This window comes from Clostridioides sp. GD02377, from assembly GCF_045899875.1.
Classification (GTDB): domain Bacteria; phylum Bacillota; class Clostridia; order Peptostreptococcales; family Peptostreptococcaceae; genus Clostridioides; species Clostridioides difficile_A.
Genome location: NZ_JBJODA010000014.1, coordinates 1 through 26720 on the forward strand (window position 1 = coordinate 1; position 26720 = coordinate 26720).

Annotated in this window: 25 protein-coding genes; 9 read left to right on the top strand and 16 right to left on the bottom strand. The window is 28.0% G+C overall.

Annotated elements, in window-relative coordinates:
* From Q3304_RS13115 to Q3304_RS13130, 4 genes are all read right to left on the bottom strand, one after another.
* The coding region (locus tag Q3304_RS13115) for a lantibiotic immunity ABC transporter MutG family permease subunit (RefSeq protein WP_407815439.1) at positions 1-722 on the bottom strand (722 nt) is incomplete at its 3' end.
* Positions 719-1489, bottom strand: a complete 771-nt coding sequence (locus Q3304_RS13120; protein ID WP_407813765.1) for a lantibiotic immunity ABC transporter MutE/EpiE family permease subunit — start codon at positions 1487-1489, stop codon at positions 719-721. The genes Q3304_RS13120 and Q3304_RS13115, both read right to left, overlap by 4 nt.
* Positions 1486-2190, bottom strand: a complete 705-nt coding sequence (locus Q3304_RS13125; RefSeq protein WP_219673711.1) for a lantibiotic protection ABC transporter ATP-binding protein — start codon at positions 2188-2190, stop codon at positions 1486-1488. Before Q3304_RS13125 ends, Q3304_RS13120 begins: the two co-directional genes overlap by 4 nt.
* Positions 2191-2448: 258 nt before the next feature.
* Positions 2449-2961, bottom strand: a complete 513-nt coding sequence (locus tag Q3304_RS13130) for a hypothetical protein (protein ID WP_407813764.1) — start codon at positions 2959-2961, stop codon at positions 2449-2451.
* Positions 2962-3165: 204 nt separating this feature from the next.
* Between Q3304_RS13130 and Q3304_RS13135 the strand changes: the two genes are divergently transcribed.
* Both Q3304_RS13135 and Q3304_RS13140 read left to right on the top strand, forming a co-directional pair.
* Positions 3166-3423 (top strand): hypothetical protein, encoded by a 258-nt coding sequence (locus tag Q3304_RS13135; protein ID WP_054275797.1) that lies wholly within the window; start codon positions 3166-3168, stop codon positions 3421-3423.
* Positions 3424-3542: 119 nt separating this feature from the next.
* Entirely contained in the window at positions 3543-4166 is a 624-nt protein-coding gene (locus Q3304_RS13140) for a uracil-DNA glycosylase family protein (RefSeq protein WP_074179994.1), read from the top strand.
* A 231-nt stretch (positions 4167-4397) separates the two neighbouring features.
* Here Q3304_RS13140 and Q3304_RS13145 read toward each other — a convergent pair whose 3' ends face one another.
* The 3 genes from Q3304_RS13145 to Q3304_RS13155 form a co-directional block, all read right to left on the bottom strand.
* Positions 4398-5177 carry an EFR1 family ferrodoxin gene (locus Q3304_RS13145; RefSeq protein WP_407813763.1) on the bottom strand — a complete coding sequence of 260 codons (780 nt, stop codon included), beginning with the start codon at positions 5175-5177 and terminating at the stop codon, positions 4398-4400.
* A 68-nt stretch (positions 5178-5245) separates the two neighbouring features.
* The gene (locus Q3304_RS13150) at positions 5246-5671 is read right to left on the bottom strand and encodes a MarR family transcriptional regulator (RefSeq protein WP_074179993.1); all 426 of its coding nucleotides are present in this window, start codon (positions 5669-5671) and stop codon (positions 5246-5248) included.
* A gap of 11 nt (positions 5672-5682) precedes the next feature.
* The gene (locus Q3304_RS13155; RefSeq protein WP_407813762.1) at positions 5683-6435 is read right to left on the bottom strand and encodes a flavodoxin family protein; all 753 of its coding nucleotides are present in this window, start codon (positions 6433-6435) and stop codon (positions 5683-5685) included.
* Positions 6436-6597: 162 nt separating this feature from the next.
* On the opposite strand from Q3304_RS13155, the gene Q3304_RS13160 reads away from it, so the two are divergent.
* Together Q3304_RS13160 and Q3304_RS13165 are read left to right on the top strand one after the other, a co-directional pair.
* Positions 6598-6984: a BlaI/MecI/CopY family transcriptional regulator gene (locus Q3304_RS13160; protein WP_054269009.1), complete on the top strand. Its 387-nt coding sequence runs from the start codon at positions 6598-6600 to the stop codon at positions 6982-6984.
* Between the two features lie 2 nt (positions 6985-6986).
* Entirely contained in the window at positions 6987-8786 is a 1800-nt protein-coding gene (locus tag Q3304_RS13165) for a BlaR1 family beta-lactam sensor/signal transducer (protein WP_407813761.1), read from the top strand.
* Positions 8787-9212: 426 nt separating this feature from the next.
* On the opposite strand, the gene Q3304_RS13170 is transcribed toward Q3304_RS13165, so the two are convergent.
* The gene (locus Q3304_RS13170; RefSeq protein ID WP_407815440.1) at positions 9213-11897 is read right to left on the bottom strand and encodes an EAL domain-containing protein; all 2685 of its coding nucleotides are present in this window, start codon (positions 11895-11897) and stop codon (positions 9213-9215) included.
* Positions 11898-12547: 650 nt separating this feature from the next.
* Positions 12548-14569: a penicillin-binding transpeptidase domain-containing protein gene (locus Q3304_RS13175; protein ID WP_407813759.1), complete on the bottom strand. Its 2022-nt coding sequence runs from the start codon at positions 14567-14569 to the stop codon at positions 12548-12550.
* 398 nt (positions 14570-14967) lie between these two features.
* On the opposite strand from Q3304_RS13175, the gene Q3304_RS13180 reads away from it, so the two are divergent.
* Positions 14968-15546: a TetR/AcrR family transcriptional regulator gene (locus Q3304_RS13180; protein ID WP_407813758.1), complete on the top strand. Its 579-nt coding sequence runs from the start codon at positions 14968-14970 to the stop codon at positions 15544-15546.
* The gene (locus Q3304_RS13185) at positions 15539-16198 is read left to right on the top strand and encodes a CatA-like O-acetyltransferase (RefSeq protein WP_407813757.1); all 660 of its coding nucleotides are present in this window, start codon (positions 15539-15541) and stop codon (positions 16196-16198) included. The genes Q3304_RS13180 and Q3304_RS13185 overlap by 8 nt, the downstream gene beginning before the upstream one ends.
* Positions 16199-16316: 118 nt before the next feature.
* Here Q3304_RS13185 and Q3304_RS13190 read toward each other — a convergent pair whose 3' ends face one another.
* The 5 genes from Q3304_RS13190 to Q3304_RS13210 all read right to left on the bottom strand — a co-directional run bounded on the left by Q3304_RS13190 (position 16317) and on the right by Q3304_RS13210 (position 20404).
* Complete coding sequence (locus Q3304_RS13190; protein ID WP_407813756.1) at positions 16317-17366, bottom strand: ABC transporter permease; 1050 nt, start codon at positions 17364-17366, stop codon at positions 16317-16319.
* Positions 17366-18106: an ABC transporter permease gene (locus tag Q3304_RS13195; RefSeq protein WP_407813755.1), complete on the bottom strand. Its 741-nt coding sequence runs from the start codon at positions 18104-18106 to the stop codon at positions 17366-17368. Before Q3304_RS13195 ends, Q3304_RS13190 begins: the two co-directional genes overlap by 1 nt.
* A gap of 4 nt (positions 18107-18110) precedes the next feature.
* Positions 18111-18869, bottom strand: coding sequence for an ABC transporter ATP-binding protein (locus Q3304_RS13200; protein ID WP_167639796.1), 759 nt, complete (start codon positions 18867-18869; stop codon positions 18111-18113).
* Between the two features lie 100 nt (positions 18870-18969).
* Positions 18970-19695 carry a PadR family transcriptional regulator gene (locus tag Q3304_RS13205; protein WP_054268982.1) on the bottom strand — a complete coding sequence of 242 codons (726 nt, stop codon included), beginning with the start codon at positions 19693-19695 and terminating at the stop codon, positions 18970-18972.
* 103 nt (positions 19696-19798) lie between these two features.
* Complete coding sequence (locus tag Q3304_RS13210) at positions 19799-20404, bottom strand: MBL fold metallo-hydrolase (protein WP_407813754.1); 606 nt, start codon at positions 20402-20404, stop codon at positions 19799-19801.
* A 179-nt stretch (positions 20405-20583) separates the two neighbouring features.
* Between Q3304_RS13210 and Q3304_RS13215 the strand changes: the two genes are divergently transcribed.
* From Q3304_RS13215 to Q3304_RS13225, 3 genes are all read left to right on the top strand, one after another.
* Positions 20584-21222 carry a TetR/AcrR family transcriptional regulator gene (locus Q3304_RS13215; protein ID WP_407813753.1) on the top strand — a complete coding sequence of 213 codons (639 nt, stop codon included), beginning with the start codon at positions 20584-20586 and terminating at the stop codon, positions 21220-21222.
* A gap of 112 nt (positions 21223-21334) precedes the next feature.
* Positions 21335-21997, top strand: coding sequence for a response regulator transcription factor (locus Q3304_RS13220; RefSeq protein ID WP_407813752.1), 663 nt, complete (start codon positions 21335-21337; stop codon positions 21995-21997).
* Positions 21997-23178 carry a sensor histidine kinase gene (locus Q3304_RS13225; RefSeq protein WP_407813751.1) on the top strand — a complete coding sequence of 394 codons (1182 nt, stop codon included), beginning with the start codon at positions 21997-21999 and terminating at the stop codon, positions 23176-23178. Before Q3304_RS13220 ends, Q3304_RS13225 begins: the two co-directional genes overlap by 1 nt.
* A gap of 193 nt (positions 23179-23371) precedes the next feature.
* Here Q3304_RS13225 and Q3304_RS13230 read toward each other — a convergent pair whose 3' ends face one another.
* Both Q3304_RS13230 and Q3304_RS13235 read right to left on the bottom strand, forming a co-directional pair.
* Complete coding sequence (locus tag Q3304_RS13230; RefSeq protein WP_407813750.1) at positions 23372-26032, bottom strand: ABC transporter permease; 2661 nt, start codon at positions 26030-26032, stop codon at positions 23372-23374.
* Positions 26029-26712, bottom strand: coding sequence for an ABC transporter ATP-binding protein (locus Q3304_RS13235; RefSeq protein ID WP_054275778.1), 684 nt, complete (start codon positions 26710-26712; stop codon positions 26029-26031). The genes Q3304_RS13230 and Q3304_RS13235 overlap by 4 nt, the downstream gene beginning before the upstream one ends.
* Between the last annotated feature and the right edge of the window lie 8 nt (positions 26713-26720).

Sequence of the window (26720 nt, forward strand, 5' to 3'; positions counted from 1 at the left end):
AATATAATCAGACCTATTACTACAGCTACAAAATGTATAGTAGCTGATTGTATCATTTCAGAATAAATCACATCATTTGGAATATTCCCAGTTCCTTTAATAAAATAAGTTCCTGGAAGCATACCCAATTTTACTGGCCATGTCCAAGGTACAAATGGGCCAATTTTTGAGCCCACATTTGTTAGACCAAGTATTGCTGCCATTAAAATTCCACCAATACTAATACCAATAGATGCACCCATTCCCCATGCAAAACTAACCCAAAGATGAATAGCTAATAGTGGAAGCATCCCAATCACCACAAGTCCTGCTGCTGACAGAAATAACCTTATTGTTGCTCCATATGGCACTGCAATATTCATACCTATACAGAGTATCAATGTAGCAATAAATGTGCATACAGTTAAGCAAAACAGAAGAAAAAGAAATTTTCCAAGATATAATCTAACACGAGAAATACCTATGCATAAAAAACCATTGAAATTTCCAGCAAGCTCTTCCTCATATACTATAAATCCAGATAAAATACCTACTCCAATAGGAATGATGAATACAGTCCATACGGTAAAAAATCCTTCAAAAGCAAATGATTGTGTACTCCCAGATTTTATTGCAAGATAGGCAACCACACATAATGAAAAAATAACAGGCATAAAAAGAGTAAGCCATCGGACGGCTGTTCTCTTTGTTCGAAGCCATTCTGATAATAAGAGTTTTATCATTTGTCATCCCTCCTACTAAACCAAACTGCAGTAAGTGCTGTTAATACTAGAAAAACAACCAAAGAAACAACAATCCCAATAGGAATTACTGAAGTATTCAAAAGTGGGTCTCCAGCTTCTAATATAGTACCATTAGGATGTAAGTTAAGGATTGGACACACTATCCTAATTGCCCAACTCCATGGTACTGCAATCCAAAATGATTTTGTCGCAGCAAGGACACCCAATATCATTCCTAAAAATCCAACTCCCATGCTTAGGAACATACCTTTCCACGTAGCAAGCAATAACTGAATTGGAAGTATAGCAAGAGAGACAACCCAACATACAATACTTGCCTCTATAATCTGCCCAAAAGGAATTGGTCCAGCTTTCAATATTAAACCAGTTATAATTGTTACAACTATTAAAACTAGTGTTGAAATAAAACTGTAAACTGCCATCGCCATAACTTTATTAATCCAAAGCATCATAGGAGACACATTGCGTGTACGTAAAGCACGATAATTTCCAGCTTTTTTTTCCTGTGCAGCTACCAAAGTAGCAAACAGTGCAAATCCAATAGACAGAAACATAAATGACCACCAATTAAAAATTAATGCTAAAAGACTTTGCCACGCCCAAGAATTTGATTGAGATAATGGATTTTGCATAAGTGTTGATTGCATTATAAGTGCATACGCTGCAAAAGATACTGGGAAAAAAATAATAAGTTTTCCCATAAATGTTCTTTTATACTTTAAAAGTTCTGATTGTAAAGCATTCATCTGTTTTGTCCTCCTTTAAGAATAACATCTGTAAAAAATTCTTCTAGATTTTCATTTGGGTCAGGTATTCCTTGAAATAGTAATCGTCCTCCATTTATAATTCCTATATTATCTACAACTTGAGCAACCTCTGAAAGAATATGGCTAGAGAGAATTACAGTTATACCTTTTTTTGGAAAAGAAGCAATCAACTCACGAAGTTCTTGAATTCCAAAAGGGTCAAGCCCATTAGTTGGTTCATCTAGTATTAACAGTTCTGGGTCACTCAAAAGTGCAATAGCTATTCCTAACCTTTGTTTCATCCCCATAGAAAATTGTGAAGCTCTCTTCTTCCCTGTGTTTTTCAAGTTTACTATTTCTAATACCTCATAAATTTTATCTTTAGGAATTCCCAAAATTTTCGTATGTACTAATAAATTTTCCTCTGCTGTAAGATTCCCATACAAAGAAGGGGATTCTATTAAGGCACCAATTTTTGCAAGAGATTCTCGCTTCCAAAGTTTCCTATCAAAAATAATACGTCCATCTGTTGGACGAAGAAGACCAACAAGCATTTTAAGTGTGGTAGACTTCCCTGCACCATTTGGACCTAAAAGACCATAGATACTGTTTCGCTCAATTTGCAAAGAAACATTGTTAACTGCCATTTGTTCCCCATATCTTTTTGATAAATTTTTTGTTTCAAGAATTAAATCTTTCATATTTATTTCTCCTTTCTTGTAATTCATTAATTTCTGTTACTAAGAGAATACTAACATGAAAAAATAACAATTCTATAACAGCTATCAGTTTTAATAAATTTTAAATAAAAAAATAGAGTTGCCAATTTTATTTTGACAACTCTATCTAAATTTATGTTTAACATTTATATTAGATTTAAACTTAATTGTATTATACTTAAACTTATTCCCTATAATTATACTAGCCTTAAATTTATTCTATAATTTTTAAATCATGTACTAATCTATTAATTCATATTTCTTTAGACATCTAACATAGTTTGCTACTAGATAATAATTATTTATATCATATTTATCTAATCCTCTAAAGGCAGTTATCTCATCATTAAGCTCATCACTACCCTCTACAAATACACATCCTGTTTCAAATTTCATACCCACTGTAATTGGACAACCACTATAGATTTCTTCTTGTGCATCGTATAATTTTTTTGCATTCCCTTCATTTTGAATTGTAAATACAATAGGCTTTAATTCTGCATTATTGGTAATCTTTTCTGAGAAAGGCTTATTTAATTTAATATTATTGATAATTACATCCTTGAACTCTTCTGAATTTTCTTCCTTTACAGTATATTTTTGTTTTAAAAACTCTATTACTTCTGAAATAGGTTTAGAATTTACTTTTAAAGTATCTTTATATTTTTCATATACCGATTTCCATTGTTCAATCTTTTCTTGAGATACTTCTTTAGTATATGTACTTACTTTTTCTTGTGATATTTTTTTCATTAAGATTTCTCCTTTGAGTCTATGTAATCACATTTACATATTTTATTTAAAATTATATATCTGTAACTTATTCATTTTGTTACTAGTATAATACTCTTAAAAACTTTACAAATCAATTTAATTTTGCTACCTTTTATTTATAACAACTTATAGTCCATTTCTCAACTATTTTCAATAACTTACTTTTATAAGGAGGTTTTCTTTATGATTTTAAATAGAATTGAGCTTTTCCGAGGATATTCTTTAGATAGATTTAATGAGATATGCAGTATATTGTCAGTAAATAAAATTAAATATAAGTATAAAGTAAGGAACAATACTTACTCTAAAGGGTCTTTTTCAAATAAAATGATTCTTGGAAATTTAGGGCAAAAAGAAGATTTTTCTTATGAGTACTCAATTTATGTACATAAAGATGACTATGAACAAGCAGATGCTCTAATAAATTCTAAATTTAGATAAGGTTATTAATTAAACATGACATTCTGTTGTCGTATTTGATATGTTATTATATTTTAAAATTATATACTTTAAAACTATTTTTATAGTATTTAAAGCTTTAAACTAAGGAGATACATTATATGAAAATAAATATAAAATCAACTTTAAATGAATTTATTAAGCAGAATAATCTTTTTGATAACGACAAAATAACATCATATCTTCCTAATATAACAATAGACACAGATACCATAAAAACTATCATGATTAATGAAGTTGTACCAAATAACCCTAATGATGATTTTTATAGTATAGATGAAGATGCTGATTACTTAAAAACCACTATCCCTTTATTCAACAATGCAGGTATAGAAGTATCTAATATAAATGATATTTTAGATATGGGTATCTATATAACCAATGCAGTAAAACTCCCTAAATCGGAATATACAATAACTAGTGACACAATTAAATTACACATGCCTATTTTAGAAGAGGAAATTAAATTATTCGATAATTTAGAAGTAGTGATGTTGATGGGAGATGTTGCAAAAAAATCTTTTAACATGATTACTAAAAAACATACAAAAAAGAATGCTATCCCTTCTATCTCAACATATAAACTTCGTAACAATGAACTTTATTATGATAAATTAAGAATATTTCCATCCTATATCATGACTGGTGGAAACATATTGATTGAAAAGTCAAAGTTTGAAATGGCATCAGAGGATATAAAAAAAATGGTTGAGATTATAAAATAATAGATACCAATTTAAATAAACAATAAGCGCCTCAAAAACTTTTATTTATGAGGCGCTTTTATCTTCATGTTAATAATCTTATATATTTATATATCATTCTTTTTAATCTCTACTATATTATATGATTACATATTACTATTTATAATCCTCTCATAAGATTACTGTATTTTTCTCTTTATTACTCTAAAATTTTTATTTAATAAGATAGTTATTAATACAAGTTAAATATATCTACTTATCTAAAAACATCTCCTTAACAGTAACATCTGGATGATGATACTTCTTTCTATCTGTTAAAAACGATTTTTTTATATTTATAGCCTCTTTTGGACACCAGTGAAAACAAGCTAAACATCTTTCACACTCATTACCCCATTTTGGCTTTTTAGCAACTATACTTATATTGTCTACAGGACAAACCTTTTTACATGTCCCACATCCATTACATTTACTCTCTGCAAAAAATTTAGTAGTTGCAATTTGCATATTCTTCCCTACTAAACGAAGCATAACACTATCTATATATGACTTTAAATTATTCTTTCCTTCTATACTTCCATTTTCAGAATTATTGATATACTTTGCAATCTCAGATACTCTATTAGTTAAATTTCTTAATCTCTCTTCTTCAACATCTAAAGGTGTTGTCAAAGCGTTGCCAGGCATATCAATTATAAAACCAGCTGATAATTTTTTGCCCTTTTTCTTAAGCAACTTATCTATAGTAAACAAACTATGTCCAGCTACTCCATTACAAGTGGCAATAGCATATATATGAGTATTACTATTAAAATTTAATTTATCTACAAAAGATTTTACTATATCAGGAGCATTAGCAAAATACACAGGAAAAACGATTATTAGTACATCTTCATTTATATCTATATTTTGCTTTTTTCTATGTATAGCTAATGGTATTACTTCCTTATTTTCATTTAACATCCCTTTTAAAGCCTTTGAAACTACTAAAGAGTTCCCTGTCCCAGAAAAATAATAAATCTTAGAACTCATTCTTATCCCTCTTTCTATCATTTTGTATCATTAATAGTTAAAAAGACTTCTTAAAATAGAGTTTGTATCTACTTTCCAATTCTATCTAAAATCTTAGCAAACAAGGGTAACTCTTCATCAGAAATAGATTTAAATGTCTCTACTGCATACATACTTGCAATTTTATTTAATGGTTCTTCTAATTCTCTACCTAAATCTGTTAAGAATATTTGAAACTTACGTCTATCTTTAGCATCTACTTTACGTACAATCAATCCTTTATTTTTCATAACATCTAAGATTCTTGTAGTATTGGATTTATCCTTACATGATTTTTCACATAAATCTATCTGAGAAATTCCATCTTGTTCCCATAGAAATCTTAATAACGCATAATGATCAGCTGTTATATCATATCCATTTTGTTTAAACATTTTTTTCAAATCATCTTTTACCTTCAATGAAGTACTTACTAGCTTAGTTGTAACTTCATATAGTTCCTCAAAATCTTTCATTTTACCTCCATTTAGATAATCCCTTGCGCCTCCCATCTATCAATTATTCCTTTATATTGCTCAATATTTTTAAAAGCCATTGGCTTTAAAACAACATTCATAGCAATAAAGTTATAGATTTGAGAAAACACAGGCGGATTTTTATTTTCCTCTATGCAATAAATAAATTTTTTAGATACTTTTTGTATCTTTAATTCTACTCTTTCAGTTATAGGATTCTGATTAAATCCAGTTTTTATAGATAAATTACCACAAGTGTAACCTCCAGAATCTAAGACCATCGATTTCATAAAAGAAATTGCTTTTGAACCACGAGCATTTTCATATGTAGTAACTGCTATACATGGCTTACGATACAATAATCTTTCCAACATCATATGTGCTCTATCTGTAAATACCTTGAAAATCCCAGTTACACTACTTCCATAAGTAGGGCTACCAAATATAACACCATCACTCTTAGTAATTATATCATGAATGTACTCTACTTTATCACTTTGATTAATACACTTCCCCATTTTATAACAATTTAAACAACCAATACAATACGATGGATTGACTTCACTTAAATCAAAATAATTAATTTCTACTGTTGGAATTAATCTTTCAATATCTTTGCACAAACAAGTCAAAACCTTCGATGTAGCCCCATTTTTTCTAGGACTTCCATTTATAACCGTGATTATCATTTCTATATCCCCCTTTTTAGTTGTTATGTCAACAATAAGTATATCAACTATATTTTTAGCTGTCAATATACACATTTATTTAACTTAAAGCTATACTTACACAACTCAACTAAGAATTAAATTTAATTATATCTAGTTATTTAGGAGTTATAAATGAGCTATTTTTACTAATTGACAAACTAAATTAATGATAATATACTTTATATATTACAAATGTAAGTATAAGGAGGTATAATCATGAAAAAAGTACCACAAATTTCAGAAGCAGAGTATCAAGTTATGAAGATTGTTTGGAAATATGCTCCTATTAGCACTAATGAAGTAATTGAAAAATTAGTAGAAACAAGTACATGGAGTCCTAAAACTATTCAAACAATGCTATTGCGATTAGTTAAAAAAGGAGCTTTAACATATGAAAAAAATAGTAGAGTTTTCGTTTATACTCCACTTGTTAAAGAAGAAGAATATGTAGCTACAGAAAGTCGTTCTTTCTTAAATCGTTTTTATAATGGTGCTCTTAATTCTATGGTGCTAAACTTTTTGGAAAACGATAAACTATCTGAAGATGATATTGAGGAATTGAAAGAGATTTTAAACAAAAGGGTGACTAAGGAGGATAAGTAAATATGTATGCTCCATTCTTTATACGATTCCTATTCAGTACATTAACCCTATCATTATTAATTGTTGCAATTTTATTTATTAAAAAGATATTTAATAAGCACATTTCTACAAAATGCCACTATAATATTGGATTTATATTGCTTATAACATTAATAATTCCATTTATCCCTCTTAAATACATTAATCTTGGAAATATGCTTAACTATCTATATGGTTTTACTCAAATTGAAAATAATACTGCTAATACTTATATAATAAAAAATAGCTCAAATAGTATTATTAATCACTCAAATACATTAAAGGATTTTTCAGTATCTCTGAATCAATCTAATTTTGATAGTTTAAATATTTTATTATTAACATTATGGATGATTGGTATTTCAATTATGATAGTTATCACGATTCATTGTAATTTTAAAATAAGAAATATGAAAAAATCTGCACATATTTTAGATGATGATGAGATAGTTTTACTATCTGAACAATGTAAAAAAGATATTGGTATAAATAAAGATTTTATATTATGTAAATCCTGCATCATAAATACACCTATTACATTTGGATACTTTAAACCACATATTATATTACCAGATAAGTCTATATCTAAATTATCTTTAAAAGATATAAAATATATTTTACTTCATGAATTACAACATTCTAAAAATAGAGACATATTGATAAATTATATAATGTGTTTTTTCCAAATATTATACTGGTTTAACCCTCTTGTATGGTATGCTCTTAAAGAAATGCGAGTAGACCGTGAAATTGCATGTGATATTTCAGTTCTAAAGAAACTTGATAAAGATGATTATATAGAATATGGACAAACACTAATAAACTTTGTAGATAATATTTCAAAACCCTCTAATCTCACACTTACATCAGATATTGGTGGGTCAAAACAACAAATTAAAAGGCGATTATTGAAGATAACAAATTTTCATACTGAGTCAAAATTTTTAAAACTAAAAAGCCTTTTAATTTTTACATTGATTGCTTTAATTGTATTTGGAAATAGCCCTACATTATCCATTATGGCGGATGTTAATGAAGAATATAAACCTACAAATAGTCAAACTATGTATGAAGACCTAAGCAAATACTTTAAAGGTTTTGATGGAAGTTTTGTTATGTATGATTTAAAATCCAATCAATATCATATTTACAATGAGGAAAAAAGTAAAAAAAGAATTTCTCCAAATTCTACTTATAAAATTTATAGTGCTTTATTGGGATTAGAAAATGGGATTATAACAAAAAATAATTCATACATCCCTTGGGATGGAAAACTTCATCCTATTAACTCTTGGAATAAAGACCAAGACTTATTTTCTGCTATGGAGAACTCTGTAAACTGGTACTTTCATTATCTAGATAAAAAAACAGGGATAAAAGATATACAAACTTATCTTAAACAGATTAAGTATGGTAATTGTGATATTTCAGGAGGTATCTCACGTTTTTGGCTAGAATCCTCATTAAAAATTTCACCTATTGAACAGGTAAAATTACTTAGAGATTTCTATACAAATAAGTTTAATTTTAAAGATAAAAATATAGAAGCTGTAAAAGATTCATTGATAGTATCAAAAAAGGATGGCGTCTCACTTTCTGGCAAAACAGGCACCGCTACTATAAATGGTAAAGATGTAAATGGTTGGTTTATAGGTTATGTAGAAAAAAATGAAAATACTTATTTCTTTGCTACAAATATCCAAAGTAAAGATTATTCTAATGGTAGTTTAGCAGCTAAAATAACATTATCTATATTAAATGACAAAAAAATCTATAACTTCTAATATATTTACTATAAAACCTAAAAACTTCACATAATTTTCATATGAATTATCTATTAAATTCATACACAAGAGTTATTATATAAGCATAGAAGATAGTAAAACTAGCTTAAAAACATAATATAATACCCTATACGAAATAGTGGCAACTCTCCCTCACATCCTCAATTGTTGCCACTATTTTAATTTTTTGTATGATAACATGTGATATGTCTAAAAAAATCAACAGAAAAATCAATATCGTATCTATTCAGAAAAACCATATTATTATAATCTTTTCTTGCTAATTATTTATTCAATTTATTAATTTTTATTTTAATTAATGTGTTCTACTTGATTTTATTATAATTAACCTGATTTTTTATCTAAAACTTGTCCATCAATTTTATCAATAACATGAAAATACATATTCATAATAAAAAAAGTCATCTAACTCAATAGATGACTTTCTATTAGATAATTATTTTCGAATTCGTCGATTGGTATAGGCTTGCTAAATAAATATCCTTGTGCTGTCTCTACTCTACATTGTAATAGCGTAGAAAATTGTTCCTCAGTTTCAATTCCTTCAGCAACCATATAAATATTTAATTTATGACATATTCCTGTAATATATTCCATAATCACCTTTGTTCTAGGATTCGATACAATATTATCAATTAGACTCTTATCTAATTTCAATATATCAAACTCAACTTCAGAGAGCAGTGCTAAATTTGCATTCTCAGTTCCGAAATCATCAATTGCAATAGCAAAACCAACATCTCTTAAATCTGATATGATTTTTTTCACATCAAGATGATTCTCATCATGTACTCTTTCTGTTATTTCAATTTTTATGTATTTGGTAGGAACTTGATAAGCCTGACAGGTTGACACTAAACAATTCACAAATTCTGGTGTTTCTAGTGATTCTTCTGAAAAATTTATAGATATTGGAACGATTGGAACATCATTATCAATCCAATTTCTAAATTTTTTACAAATAGATTCAAATACATAGAAGTCTATTTTACTTAATAGTCCAGATGCTTCTAATATAGGAAGAAAATTATTTGGAGCTACAAGTGAATTAGAATTATCCAAATAACGTATAAGTGCTTCTGCACCCACAACTGAACGGTCTGAGAAAGAAATTTGAGGTTGTAAATAAACGAGAAAACGATTGTTTTGTATTTCTCTTTCAAGAACCTCAGGTTTGCTTAAATGTAACATTTCATCACTATGATGTCGATATCTCTGAGAAACAGAGTGTTTACGATAAAAAGCTTTTTTATCTTCATACATTTCTGCATCTGCATTTTTTATTATTTCTCCTATGTCATCAACTGTATTCGCCCAATATGACCCTATAGCAACTTGGCAAGTAGGTCTTTTTCTAAACTCTCCTTTTAATTCTATTATTTTCTTACTAAAAACTTCTTCTTCAATTTCACGACAAATAATTACAAATTCATCTCCACCTAAACGGTAAAAATCAGAATAATGAAACACCAGTTTCATTCGTCTTGCACATTCTATTAATAACTTATCTCCCATCTCATGCCCATATTTATCATTGATATCCTTTAAACCATTCACATCTAAATAAATAATTCCTATAGAAATATCAACTTTTGTAAGTGATTGCGAATCTTCCATAAATCGATTTCTGTTATAGAATGAAGTAAGTTTATCAATATAACTTAGTTTTGATAATTGCTCCTGAGTTTTAGAATGTTGACTGGCAAGGGAAATAAAGTAGCAAAGTGTTTGAAGTAATGATGCAATATTCATAATTTTATCTGGAGGTGGATTATCAACGCCTAAATAACCTATGAGTTCTCCATTATGTTCTAATGGTGCTACAACAAGACTAGTAATAGATTGATTATGTAATATTTGGTATTCTCCTGGTGATGTAGATTTAATCTCTTCTAAATCTTTTATAACTATACATTCCTTATTATTAAAATATGGAATCCATCGCTCAATAGTAGATAGTGGAAGATCTTGTAGATAGCTTTTTTGCGACAAGATATGCTCATCACACCATTCATAATCATTATACATTAGACCATCTCGAATATAAATAATATATGAACGGTCAGCAGATAGAAAACTTCCTAACTTCTCAAGCACAGATATAGTTGCTTTTTCAATGTCGCTATCTCTATATAAAATATCTACACAATCTGTAATTATTTTTTCAGCCTCAAGTGTAAATCGTAATTTTATTTTCTCTTCTTCTGATTTTGTGGTATCAAACGCAATCTCCATTCTTGCTGGCTTACCTTCCCATTCAATTAAACGGTCTTTTAACAGATAATGACGACCTGTTACTGGATTCGTAAATTCCCAGGTATAATTTTCACTTTCTTTTAAATAAGGATTTGTACAAAACTCACAAGGTTCATCTTTTTCCTGTAGTACTTTATAACATTTCTGCCCTTTTATTTGGTCAACCTTAAAACTTTCAATACCTGCCTTATTTAAAAATAATAAATCATAAGTCTCTAAATCACTGATATATAAAAGCTCTGAAATATCATTCATTGGAGCCTGTAAGTCTTCAGCCAATTGAATAAGACGTTCTCTTTTTCTCTGATTATCCTCTTCTGCTAGTTCAAGTTTCTTTTGTAAAATATCTTGTTTAGTATCATACATATAAATAAAAATAATCAATAAAGCAAATGAAAGATTTAAAACAATCAAAACATTTTCAGCTGAAGAAACTTTACTCTCGCTAAATTTTTCAGCAGATAAAACTGTCTTGTCTGCTAAATCAAAAAAGTCTTCACTATCTTTATAAAGTGTAGTGCTTTTTCCTCCATTACGAACAATATATATTTCTTGCTTTAAACGTTCCCATTCTCTTTCCATTTGAATCATGCTGGTTTGAAAGTCACTATCATCTACATAAGCAATATTATACACACCACTTCTACCTTGAAGTTGCTGAATAATATCATCTAATTTTTTTATCAATTTATCATTTGGCTGATGATTCAATTCTTGTTTAATTAGACGTTGTGTTGCTCCACGTACAATACCAGCATAATTAATTACTCTGGCATTCCCTTGCAAATTGTAGACCAAGTAAATAGATATTAGGCTAGAAAAAAGAAGCCCCATACTTAAAGTGATTAGAAATCTTTTTCTTCTCATACAGTCCCCCCTTCAGTTTCATCTAGGAATAAAAAAGTTTTTTCTAATTTCTTCTGATAACTTTAAATTATTTATTAAAAATATATAATTTCTTTGTATATAGATACCTCTAAAATTAGTTATCATTGTTCATTATACTCCTCTATTTACCTTTCTTCAACAATAAATGCCTCTCTTCTTTTAACAATTTTTTTAATAGTATTAATATTATATAACATTATATATTTGTTATTATATGGAAATAATTATGATTTTTTAATAATGTATTATCTATTTTATTTCTATCTTCATAATCAACTATACTAGGTATTATAATCCATTATTTTGCCTATGGTTAAATTTCTAAAAAAACTTATTTAATGAATCTTTTAATGCATATACTTTATCTTTCATGTTCAAATTTATTCAATATTAAATTTTAAAATATAGATTAAAAAATAATTAATAAAAAGTAACATATAAAAACTAAAAAAAGAAGTTGAACTTAAAATTTGATTAAGAAAAATAATTTTAAGACAACTCCTTTAATTACTTTAAAGTTTACCAAGAGATCATAAAATAATTCACATAAAATACAATTCTTAAGTGAATAAGATTAATCCTCAAATTGAGTAAAATTAATCTTCAAATATTGATTTAACAATAGGTATAACATAATGGCTTCCTCCACGATTCTTTACATCTTCAATCATAGCAATTGCCAGATACTGTTTATCACTATTTTCATCTACAGTAAAAGCATTGAACCATCCAAGTTCTGTCCCTGTAATATCATCTTTAGATGCTTTAATTTCTGCTGTACCAGTTTTACCAGCAATAGTAACTCCCTTAGTCATAGCACTATGACCCGTGCCATTAGGATTTTCAACAACTTGAATCAAATCATCACGAATAATTTTTACAGACTGTTTGGAAAATACACCTTTCTTCCAAAATTCAGCATGTGAATTATCTTTAAATTCAAGGTATGGCTTTATCATATCTCCATTATTTACAAAAGTTGAATACATTGATGCCATATGTACTGGATTTACTAGAACCTTCCCCTGACCATATCCACTATCTGCTAATTGTATTTCAGTGTCAAATTTATCGTCAGTACCAAATCTTGAAGAGGATATTCCAAATTCAAACGGCATACTTTCCTCAAAACCAAGCTTTAACAACTCTTTTGATAATATATCTTCACCTATTTTTAATGCTGCTTTAGCAAAATAAATATTGTCAGAATAAATTAATGCATTCTTCATGTTTACAGTGTTACCATAATCTTTTAATGTAGTTACCTTATAGCTCCCCCAACTAGAATCTTTTTGCCAGCTAAGACCACTGTGTCCAAAGTTTTCATTTGAATTAAGCTTTCCTGTCGTTAAACCAATACCAGCAGTGATTGGTTTAAAAGAAGACCCAGGACATAATCGTGCTTTAAATCTATTGTACATTGGTTTGTTTTCATTTTCATTGACTTCCTTCCATCTATCTTCTGACATCCCTAGTATAAATTCATTTGGATTGTATGATGGGCTACTTACAAGGGATAAGATTCCTCCTGTTTTAGGATTCATAACTACTGCACATCCTTTATCATTTTTCATTTGTTCATATAATTTACTCTGTAGTTTTGAATCTATAGTTAATTTTACATCTTCTCCATCTATTTTAGGCTCAGTTACTAGAGTTTTTTTCTTGTCTCCATATCTATCAGCTATAATAATCTCATATCCATCAATACCACGTATCCTGTCTTCCAGTAAACTCTCTAAGCCAATCTTACCAATTATACTATTAGGATTATATCTCTTACCTTCTTTTTCCTTTAATATCTCTGCATTTACATTTTGAACATATCCAGTTAAATGCCCAGCTTTTTCACTCAATGGATACTGTCTAACTTCTGTATTAGATATCTTAACTCCTGGTATACTAAGAAGTGAGTCTTGTAATGCTTTGTCTTTTATTTTTTCGATAGTTTTTATAGGTACCATTGAATTGTCTTTTACCCAAGATGCATTTAATTTCTTTTGAATTTGTTCAACTGGTATATTTAGTAAAGTAGATAATTTTTTTAAGTCTTCTGTATTATCACTCATTTTTTCAGGAACTAGACCTATCATTGATGCAAGGCCTTGTCCTGCAATCATTACTCCATTTCGGTCTAAAATATTTCCTCTTTTGGCTTTAAGCTTTGATATTCTTATAGTATTATCTTCTTCAAGTTCTGGAAATATAACATCTGACTTCCATCTTATTCTATAATCTCCATCTTTATCTCTATTTAATGGCACTTCATTTGAAAATGAAATTTCTCCTGCTAAGGTATCCATCTTCGAATCGTATTTTATTATTTTGTCACTATCTTTTTCTTTTTTAACTTCATTAATCTTTACACTTATATTACGTGAATTAATTCCTTCATATATTTTTTTATTTCTTAAAATAAATTTTTCTTTTTTAATTTCTGATTTACTCTTTTCATCTAACAAGTCGTACATTTTTTCATATTGTCTTTCATTTGCAAAAGACATATATTGCTTAAATACTTCATCTGGTTTGCTTTTATTGAGTCCCTCTAATATGAATTTAGCTAAAAAACCAACAATAACTACAAGTAAACAAATTAGAAAACCAAAAATTATCATTTTTCTTTTTTTTTATTTTTTCTCATACAAACCACCCTTATTATTTTATATATTACATATGTAAGTTTTATGTTTAAAGGAATCTTATAAACATAACTACTCTATACTTTTGTTATGTTTTTAAGTATATCCTAAAAATATGTAGGTAAATATATAATTGATAGTAACTTATATATTACACACGTAAGTTTTAAAAGTCAATAATATTATTACTATTTAATTACTCTTCATATCAATTTAAAAATAAATCATGCTTCTTGTATTGTCCAACCGTTTTATAAATTAATATTATTTTATTGTACATTCACTTTATAGAGAATAAATTCGGCTTGACAAAACGACACATGTGTCTCATAATTGAAGTGACACTCATGTCGTTAATAAGGAGGTTAAAGCATATGCCAACAAAAGGAGAACAAACTAGACAATTTATTATTGATACATCAATAAGGTTATTTGCTGATAAAGGATATAGTAATGTAACAATGAAAGATATCTGTGAAGCATGTAATTTAAGTCGTGGTGGACTGTATAGACACTTTAATTCAACAAAAGAAATTTTTATTAATATACTAAATACTCATAAAGACGACTCTCAAAATTTATTAGATAAAGGTATCAAGGAAAATATATCAGCTAAACATATGCTGGAATATTTTTTACAGCAACAAAAAAATGATATAAAAAGTAAATATTGTGGTTTGAATTTTGCAATACATGAATTTGCTTTTGTAGAAAAGGACCAACATGATTATATGAATAAAAGATATAATTCAGCTATCACAATGCTTTCAAATTTAATCAACTATGGACAATCTAAATGTGAATTTAAAAAATGCGACTCTAAAACAATTGCAATACACATAATGTTTTTATTTGATAGTATGAAAACATCTTCTCCTGTTTTAAAGATTACAAATGAAGATATTGATAATCAAATAAGTATTATAAAGGATATGGTGATTTCATATGAGTAAACGAGAATTCCATAAAATTGACTTACAAAACTGGGAACGATATACACATTTTTACTATTTTTCAAAAATGACAAATGTAGGATTTGATTTAACTATAGAAATAGACATTACTAATTTAATTAAGGAAACGAAAGAAAGAAATATTAAATTTTACCCAGCATATTTATACATAATAACGACTTGCTTAAATCAATATAAAGAATTAAAAATTGCATATGATGAAGATGAACTTGGTTATTGGAGTACATTAACACCATTCTATGCAATCTTCCATGATGATGATAAGACTTTCTCATCAATATGGACAGAATATGATAAAGATTTTTCGATATTCTATGAAAATTATTTAGCTGATATTAAAGAATATGGAAAAAATTATGGTTTTCTAGCAAAATCAAATCCACCAAAAAACTGTTATACTGTTTCTTGTATTCCCTGGATTAGTTTTAAGAGTTTTACTGTGCATAATCATGGTCTTGAAAATTATTTTTTCCCTACGATTGAAGCAGGTAAATACTATCAAAAAGATGAAAAAATACTTCTCCCTCTTTCTATAACAGTTCATCATGCATCTACTGATGGATACCATGTAAGTTGCTTTATTGATGACATACAAAAAATGTGCTTTGATACTAAGGAATGGTTATACTAAAAATTTATATTTTGGATTTAGAATGTCAGTAAAATGATTAGATACAATAATAAAAGCCAATAACCTTTGAAAATTAGAGATTATTGGCTCTTTTGCATTATACAAAGTTTTATATTAGTCAATTATTATGACTCAAGTATTTGCTTCTTTGAGTAAACTTCATAGCTAATAAAGATAAAACTAATGTCATGGCTATTAAAATGAAAATATAACCCATATTAAAAAAACTTCCTTTTCTCTCCTCCACATAAGTCACAAAACTAATAAACCATCGTATTGGACTTATAATGCTAATATTTTGTAACATTGTTGGCATTTTCTCAATTGGAATAAATGAACCACCAATAAGTGATACTATAAGGGCTATACATGTAGAAAATAAATTTGCATACATTTCTTTATTGAATAAAGAAGATACAAATGTTCCAAAAGAAGTTGCTAAAGCTGATACCAAAATTCCTAAACAAACCAAGTCTATATAATCCATGCCAATATCAACCTTAAATAACTTAATTATAGATATTGAAATTAAGTACTGAAAATATGTTATTGTAAAATTATATAACATATTTCCTAACACATATCCTTTTATATTTTGTGGAGAATATTGTACTCTTGTAAATGTACCTGAGTTTTTATCTTTGATAATCATTGATGCTGTTACAGTAGATGTTATCATCAGAAATAATACGATAAATGCAATTATTCTTTGTAATATACCTAAGGTATTTTCTTCTAGTTCACTTATATCTATAGGAGTTGGGTCTTTTTTATATCTTTCTATTAAATACTTTAATATATCATTCGTATTTTTATCTTTTACAGAATATAACTTAAAATCACTCTTATTAAAATGTATAACAGCTGAATACTTCCCAGTTATAATATCAGTTTTAACTGTTTTAAGGTCTGCAATCTCTACATTGATTCCTTGAGTATTTTTTAAAGCTATTATTGTATTATCATATATTCTTTTTTCAGATTCGCTTAGGAGTTGTTCGTTTTTGTAATCATTTAAAATACCAATATTGAAAGATGGTTTACTTATGTAATTTGCCAATATCCCAAGTATTACTACAATTATAGGGAATAAGATTGTAACTAAGAAAACTAATCTCTTATTCATACTTTTTTTTAAATTATTATTAAAAATATTTATTAAATTCACTATATAAAAACCTCCTTTTTGAAAAATTTAATTGTAAGTATTGTTATAAATATACTTGTGACTATAAATATGCATGATATATTAAAAAGGAGATGCAAGTTATTATCATATATACAAGCAACTATAGCTCTATTAATCCATGTTAATGGTGATATATTTATTATTAATGAAATAGTTGAATTTAATGAGCTAACTGGAAAAAATACTCCTCCTAAAAAGCCAAAAATCACTATTGGTATATTAATGATATTACGTAACATATCTAAATTTTTACAAACAAATCCCAAAAACAATCCCATGGATGATACTACAATTGATTCACATGTCAAAAGAAAAATAACAGCTAAAAATTTTCCACCAAAACTCATATGAAAAATACCTCTTAACAAAAATAAAGTTATCAAATTGCATAGTGAAAGTATTATTGTACAAGAGAAGAGTTTTGAAAGAACTAAGTCTGCTACTGAAATAGGAGAAATCATATAACGATATGATGTATTTGAACCTTTTTCATCCTGTGCTGCATATGAAATACTAATGATTCCCATAAAAACACAAAATGGTATTGTAACAATGGTATAATAATTGTATGATGTAAATTCCTCTCCATAAGATTTTGATGTTAAATATCCTAATAGTATGATGATGATTACTGGAAAAACAATATTATAAGATAAAATAAAAAAATCTTTACTTCTTCGTTTCACTCCTAATTTGAACAATGGTAAAAAATATCTCATCTATTTATTCCTCCAAATCTCTTAAGTCTGTACCTGTAATATGTAAAAAAATATCTTCTAATGTCTTACAACCAAATTTAAAATATTTGCTTTTATATAAGTTTTTATCTAAATCTTCTATAATCACTCCTTTGTCTATTAAAACAATTCTATTACATAAGATTTCAATTTCTTCCATATAGTGACTAGTATATATAACTGTTGTACCATTAGCATTAATATCTTTAATTGCCTCCATAATTTTATTTCTTGATTGAGGGTCAATACCTACTGTTGGCTCATCCATAATAAGGATTTTAGGGCTATGTGAAATTGCACAGGCTATGTTGAGCCTACGTTTCATCCCTCCAGAAAATTTTGAAGGAAACTCCTTATGCCTCTCCCAAAGACCAACAAACTCTAAAGCTTCTTTAGTTCTATTTTTAAGTTCTCTACCTCTAAATCCATATAATGAACAAAAAAATTTAACATTATCATATGCACTTAAATCTTCATATATAGCTAATTCCTGTGGTACGACACCAAGTGAACGCTTAAAATCATTTTTTTGATTATATATATTTTTTCCTTCATAATATATGTTTCCAGCATCAGGTGACACAATCGTTGTAAACATATTTATAGATGTGCTTTTTCCTGCTCCATTTGGTCCAATAAAACCTAAAATATCTCCTTCGAATACCTTGAAGCTTTCTCCTGATATAACTTCCTTGTCCTTATACTTCTTAGATAGATTTTCAATCTCCAATAATACATTACTCATTTATAAACCTCCCAAGTATTTAACCAATATTATATATCCAACATTGTATATATTATTTTTTTAAAACACGAGTATTTTACTCGTGCTATTATAATAAAATTTAATGCTTATTTTTTAATTTTAATATTATTTTATCTATATTCTCTATAGCTTTATCTGGGTTATCAATTATTTCATCTCTAAGTCTCTGGACTTCTAGTAATTCATTTGTTGTCTCAGATGTAAATAAAAAATCATCTTCTATATTTGAAAAATCTATAGATTTAATTATATTTTGCGTCTCACAACCGACAGATATATACTTATCAAGATTATTTAATATTTCTTCATGCCATAGAATTTGATAATTTAGATTATCTATTGTCATATCAAATGCAATCTTTTCTGTTGCAAGACTCTTTTTATCAATTTTTTTAATCTCTTTCCAATTTTCCCAATACTTCTTCTGTTCTATCAAATATTTTATATGCTTTTCAAGATTCTTTTGTAAAATATCCTTAGGTAAGACATCCAAAATATTATGTAATAGGAATTTATTTGAACCTGTTGGTACTATTGGCGTCTGAAGTTCTTTTTGTATTTCTTCCTTTAACTCTAATTTGCCACTTTGGGTAATCTCATAGATTTTACGAATTCTAGCACCAGTTTTTTCTTCTCTTAAAACCCTAACTGCTCCATCTTTTTCTAGTTTTGTCAACGCATAGTATATTGACCCAGACTGTATTTTAGTCCATCTATCTGCACCAGACACCTGTAGAAACTTCTGAATTTCATACCCATGTGTTGGTTTAATATTTAGATAATATAAAATTAAAGTGCGTATCATAAAATTCACCACCTATACTCTATCTTGGATATCATATTATCACCAATATTGGATATAGTCAATAGATAATACAGGATATACATATTATAGATTGTTATTTTTGTTACTTAATGCAAGGAGTTCCATGAGACATACATATCCATTCATATTTAAAATTATTTAATTCTTTTATAGATTTCATCATCTTTTCAGAATCCCAATTCCAAAGATTAGGATAAGGAATTATATTCCCATTCTTATTTTTAACTAAATCTCCTGCAAATAATACATCTTCAAAAACCATACACACATGCCCTGGAGTATGACCTGGAGTATGGATAATTTGTATATTTCCAATCTTCATATTTTCTTCATAAGGCTCAATATCCTTAATAATTCTTCTCGAAATTGTCTTTCCTATAAACTTTTTGAATCCAGGTCTATCCTTCTCTCCTATAATAAAAGGTATATCTTCTATATGAGCCCACACTTTCGCTCTTGTCTGTTCTTTTAGCAACTTAACATTAGATATATGGTCAACATCATGATGTGTTAGTAAAATATGTTTAATATCTGTAAGTTTAATTCCAAATGTTTTTAATTCTTTAATTATGCTCTTCCCCATAAAAGGAAGTCCTGTGTCTATAAGAGTAAGCTCTTTATCAAACACAATAAAACAATTTGAACCACGAGTACTATCTAACATTAATACATTTTCTGTTATTTTCATAAATAAATTCCCCCTATTTAGTCTTTTGCCTATATAATTAATTAGTGAAGTTATAAATATCTATAAGACTTAATATCAATTTTATTTTCATAAAAGTATACCATCAGTATATAAATATATCATAATTACACAAGTATACCACCGGTATACATTATTAACAATAGAAAGGAATAATTTATATGTCAGAATTATCAAGAAGAGATAAAGAAAAATTACAAAAAGAAAACGAGATTATTGATAAGGCAGAAATATTATTTTGCCTTAATGGCTTTGATAATACAACTATGAATGAATTGGCAAAAGAAGTTAAATATACTAAACGTACTATATATAAATATTTCTCATGTAAAGAAGATTTATTTTTTGCTGTCGTTTTAAGAGGATATGAGAGACTTTGGAATAGTATTGAAATAGAAAATGTAAAGGGTAAAACAGGATTTGAAAAAATAAAATTTTCATACTTTGCATTTTATAAATTTTATTGTACTAATCCCTCACTTCTATCTCTTATGGGGATGATTGGTGCTGTACAATCGAGAAACTCAGATACAGAGATACCATTTAAGAATAAGTTTTTTTCTTTTAACAAATTTATGTTTGATGAAATCCAAGCAATGTTTGAAGTTGGAAAAAATGATGGAAGTATTAGATATGATATTGAAATACCTACTCTTATGTATTCATCAATATTTACCCTCACAGGATTTTTTAATTTATTATCTTTAACAGGAAAATCGTACCTAGATAATTTTAATATAGATGAAGAGAAATTTATTGAAACAACACTTTCTCTTTTGATAAATTCACTTAAAGTTTAGAAGTTTATAAATTAAACTTTATATTACTTAAATGATACTTTTCCTATCTTTAATATGAAAAAATATTAAAGATAAAACTAAAAATTTAAACTGATGAAAGGATTAAAAGTAAATGGCTAAAATACTACTTCTAGAAGATGATGATACAATTACATTTGGGATAAAAACTTCTCTTGAAAAGAAAAATCACACAGTATGTTGTTATAATACTATTGCTGAAGCGAAGAAAAACTTTGATAAAACTATTGATTTGGTTCTACTTGACTTAAATTTACCTGATGGTATTGGATATGAATTTTGTCAATATGTTAAAAGTATAGAAGATACTCCAGTAATATTTTTGACTGTTCGTGATGATGAAAAAGACATTATACATGGATTAGATATGGGTGCAGATGACTATGTGGTTAAGCCATTTTTACTTTCAGTACTCCAATCTAGAATTAATGCAGTTCTTAGAAGAACTCATCCTGATATTAACAATACTATTACATGCGAAAATATAAAATTGAATAAAGTTGAAGTCAAAGTATATTTAGATAATGTTGAAGTACTTTTGACAGCAGGAGAATATAAGCTCCTTTTAAGCTTGATGGAAAATAAGAATAAAGCTATGACTCGCACAAAGTTATTAGAAATGCTATGGGACGTAGATGGCAACTTTGTCAATGACAATACCCTTACTGTTACAATAAAACGTCTTAGGGAAAAATTAAAAAATCCACCTTGTATAAAAACATTGAGAGGCATAGGATATAGAATGGAGGATAATTAGTGAAAACTCCAAGAGACATCAATAATACAGCTGTGTTTATATTATTCTGTTTTGCTATAACTGTTTTGTTAAGTGTAATTCTAACAACTATAACTTCTTTTGATGAATATAAAATGATGTCTAAAGCTATTGGTGCATCATATCAGTTCAATCCTAAGTCTACAGAACATATACTAAAATCTCTAAAAGATTCAGGTGATAATAACCTTAACATTGGAAATGAGATTTTATTAAAGCATGGATACTCTAAAGGTACATTTTGGAGTAAAAACTTTTTTTACTTTTTAGTGGTTTCGTTTATTATAATTTCAACAATAGCTCTAGTTGTATATATACTTAAACATAAACAAAATATACAAAAAATGAATAGAATAAACAATCTTACTAGATACTTAGAAGAAGTAAACTCAGGAAAAGAGTCTGTGCTTTTACGATGTGAAGATGAATTTTCTCACCTTGAAGATGAGATATACAAAACAGTAGGAGAGCTTCGTTGTTCAAAGGAATTTGCTTTAAAAGAAAGGCAGACCCTTTCTGATAATCTTGCAGATATTGCACATCAGCTTAAGACTCCAATTACTTCTATGTCACTTATGGCACAACTACTTTCAGAAAGTTGCTCTGATGAGGAAATAGATTATATTCATAGACTTACAAATCAAATCTCAAGACTTGAGAGATTAGTTTCATCTTTACTTATATTATCAAAATTGGATGCAAGTACTTTAATATTTGAAAGAAAACTTATAGATGTACATTCTCTACTCACTTATGCAGTTGAGCCTATAGAAGATTCTTTAAAAGAAAAACATCAAACACTTTCTATAGAAAGTTGCGATTCAGTAGAATTTGAAGTTGATATTAATTGGACTTTAGAAGCTCTTTTGAATATTTTCAAAAATTGTAGTGAACATATAGAAAATGGTGGACATATTATTGCTTACTACAACAAAAACCCTCTATATACTGAAATTATTATAGAGGATAATGGTAATGGATTTTCTCAGGAAGAACTCCCATATATTTTTAATAGATTTTATCGTGGTAAAAATGCTAATAAGGACAGTATTGGTATAGGACTTGCTCTATCAAGGTCTATTATAGAACTTCAAAATGGAACTCTGCATGCAGAAAATTGTCATAATGGTGGTGCAAGGTTCATAATTAAATTTTACACATAAAAGACTGGATTATAGGTAAAATCCTATAATCCAGTCATATTTATATCCTATCTATTATTTAAACAATATATTTCTATTTATATTTCATACTTTATTAAATAAATCAGATTTTATTAAATAAATAATAGAACCATACCTATATTTATCAATAGTCTTAAGGTGTTATCCTTACATTAATTCAGATAACTTTTATTTATATTGTTTCATTTTTTATAGATTCTACTATATTTTCATTCTTTAATTGCTTATATCCTATCATATATGATGATATTACAATAAAAAGTATCAATACAGTAAAACCTATTATTGTAGATAAAGGTGCAAATGGTAAATACTCTATAAAGTGTATTTCATTTATACGTAGAAAAATATACACTATTGCTATTTGTACAGGAATACTGAGTAATAATGGTGTAATTCCTAAAAATAATCCTTCTAAAGCAAGCATCTTTTTTATACCATCTGGTGATAATCCAACAGAACGTAACATGGCAAACTCTTGTCTTCTGCTTCTAAGATTCCCTGACACTGTGGCCAATACATTAGATAATCCAATCATAGCCAACAATCCTGTAATGAAGCTCACTATTAAATTCATAGTCTTTCTTCCACTAGCATCTTTTTCTTCATTTTCTACAACATCCTCAATACTATAATCTCCAGACCCATAAGCTTTATTATAAATAGACTCTAATTTTTCTTTTACTTTTGGGATATCTTCACTATTATCTACTTTAAATAATCCCATCATATTATTTGAACGTAGTCTACCTTCTTCATTATAATTTTTAGATATTTCCTGCACTATAGACATTGGTACTATTTGAATTAATGTATATCTTGAATTGGTATTTATTATTTGAGGAAGCTTATTTGTAATAGCTCCCACTTTCATATTAAAAGTATAATCGCCTTTACCTTCATCAGATATTCTTTCATTTAATTTAAGATTGTCTCCTATTGAAAGATTTAAATAATCTATATATACTTTATCTCTTCGTGTACTACGATTAATATCTTCCTCTTTATTATATACAATTGAAGTTAGGTTTTCTGTATTGTAGAATATCTTCGGGTCTACAGAAATTTGTCTGCAATATTCTGTAAAACTCTTATCATCAAGTCCAATTATAGCTGAGTATATACGAAATTTACCATTACGTTCTATAGGAGAGTATTTTTTAGATGAAACTACACCTTTAAATCCGCCATTTTCTGCAAGTTCTTTCGAGGCATCTTTTTCAGTTAACCAAGTAGCAGCAGACATTTTAAGATAATATAATGAACTCTTTACACCTTCTGTCTTACTTAGTTTTTCAATAAAAGCAGGCTCTACAGATTCTCCATTTGCTAAATGGATTGATATATCCCTTTGTTTTTCATAAGCGTCACTTCCATAGACAACTTCTGCTCCTTCTTGGTTTGCGATTATATGCAAAAAACCTGTAAGCAATAGAAAAGATAGTGTTAAAGATATTGTTGCAGTACGATAGGATTTTTTACGTGCATGAAGTGCATTCATTGCAAGTTCTCCTTCTATACCAAATATCTTTCCTAGCGAATATTTATGTGATTTTTTTATCTTAATACTATCTCCTTGTCGTATTGCTTCTATAGGAGATATCTTTGATACTTTTCGTGCTGGTATAAGTGCAGAAATCCAGACTGTTATTATTGTAAGTAAAACTGCTGGTAAAAAAGCAGGAATACCATAAGTATATACCACACTTTGAGTACCTGTAGAAGAATTGATTGAATTAATATAAATTATGAGTCTATCACACAATAACCAGCCTAAAAATAAACCAATTGGCAGAGGTATAATAGTTAATAAAAAGCCTTCAAATAGCACAGATTTCCTAATTTGTTTTGGTGATGCACCAATGCTAGATAATATCCCTAATTGAGTAAGTCTAGCATTTGCTGATAATGAAAATGCATTGTAAATCACCATTACAAATACTGCTACTGTAAAAATTGCTATTGTAAAGTACATAATTGGAGTTGCAAATTTTTCTATACTATTCATAGATGCTTTCTGTTCTGGAGAAAATACTAACATCTTTAAAAGATAATTACTATTGTATTTAAGATTGTATTTTCCATATTCGTTAGTTTTCCACCCCAATGACTTAGCAAGCTTTGGGAGTTCTTTATATGTATCTCGCATATTTTTAAATCGTAAGTACACAGTTATATTATCATTGGGTTTTATACTTTTTTTGTCCAAATATCCTAAAGCTGTGTATGCAGGTACAACTGATGATGTTGTAACATCCATTTTTCCTACTATTGTTAATGTTATTTCTGAAGTTTTTTTAAAACTCTCACTTTTTGATTTTGGAGCTACAGGTTCAAGAGAATTTCCATTTAAAGTTCTATAACCTATTGGAATAGTAATCTTATCGCCAATCTTTGTACTTGGATTACTTTCAAAGTACTGTTTTGAAAGTGCAATTTCATTAGCATTCTTTGGTTGACGACCTTCTAGTATAGTGTCTTTTTCTGGCATGGAGTTCCAGTATTCTGATGTAGCATTTCTATAAATTATATAATCTCTTTTGTCATTACTAATTTTCCCTACATACCATTGTCCTTTCACCATTACATCATCAACAGAAGAAAAATTTTCAATTAATGATAGGTCACTTCCATAGGTAGTATCAAATAATTCACCATGCCAGTTACCTTCTTTCTCTATTGAAAGTCTTACGAAATCACTCCACATAGTATACAACAGCCCACATAAAGAAGACATCATTGTTGTAGTAAGTAATATGGCTAACATTATGGCTATACTACTGCGTTTATTGCGACGTACAAAGTCTAAGGTGTATTCTTGAAGAATATTCATTTCTTCACCACCTTTTCAGAGACAATCACACCATCTTCCATAGTTACAATACGATTTGCTTCTAGTGCTATTTTCTCATCATGAGTAATAAGAAGTATTGTCTGATTAAATCGTTTATTTGATATATTCAGTAAGTCTACAATTTCTTCTGAATTTTTTCTATCAAGATTACCTGTTGGCTCATCTGCTAATAAAATAGCTGGTCTATAGATTAAACTTCTAGCTATAGATACTCTTTGTTGTTGTCCACCTGAAAGTTGACTTGGAAGATGATTTAATCTATCAGATAATCCTAGTATTGATACAATTTCAGAAAATCTCTCTTCATCCACTTTTCTTTTATCAAGTAACATCGGTAATAATATATTTTTTCTGACATCAAGAGTTGGTATAAGATTATAAAATTGATAGATAAGACCCACTTTTCTACGTCGAAAAACTGCTAGAGCTTCTTCTTTTAAACTTGCTATTTCTGTATCTTCAATATAAATTTTCCCAGATGTTGGTCTGTCTACTCCTCCAAGCATGTGTAATAATGTTGATTTACCAGAACCAGATGCTCCTACGATGGATACAAAATCCCCTTTTTGAACTGATAAATTCACATTATTTAAGGCTGTCACCCTAGTTTGATTTGAACCATATATTTTTGTGAGATTTTCACATTTTAGTATTTCCATATACAATC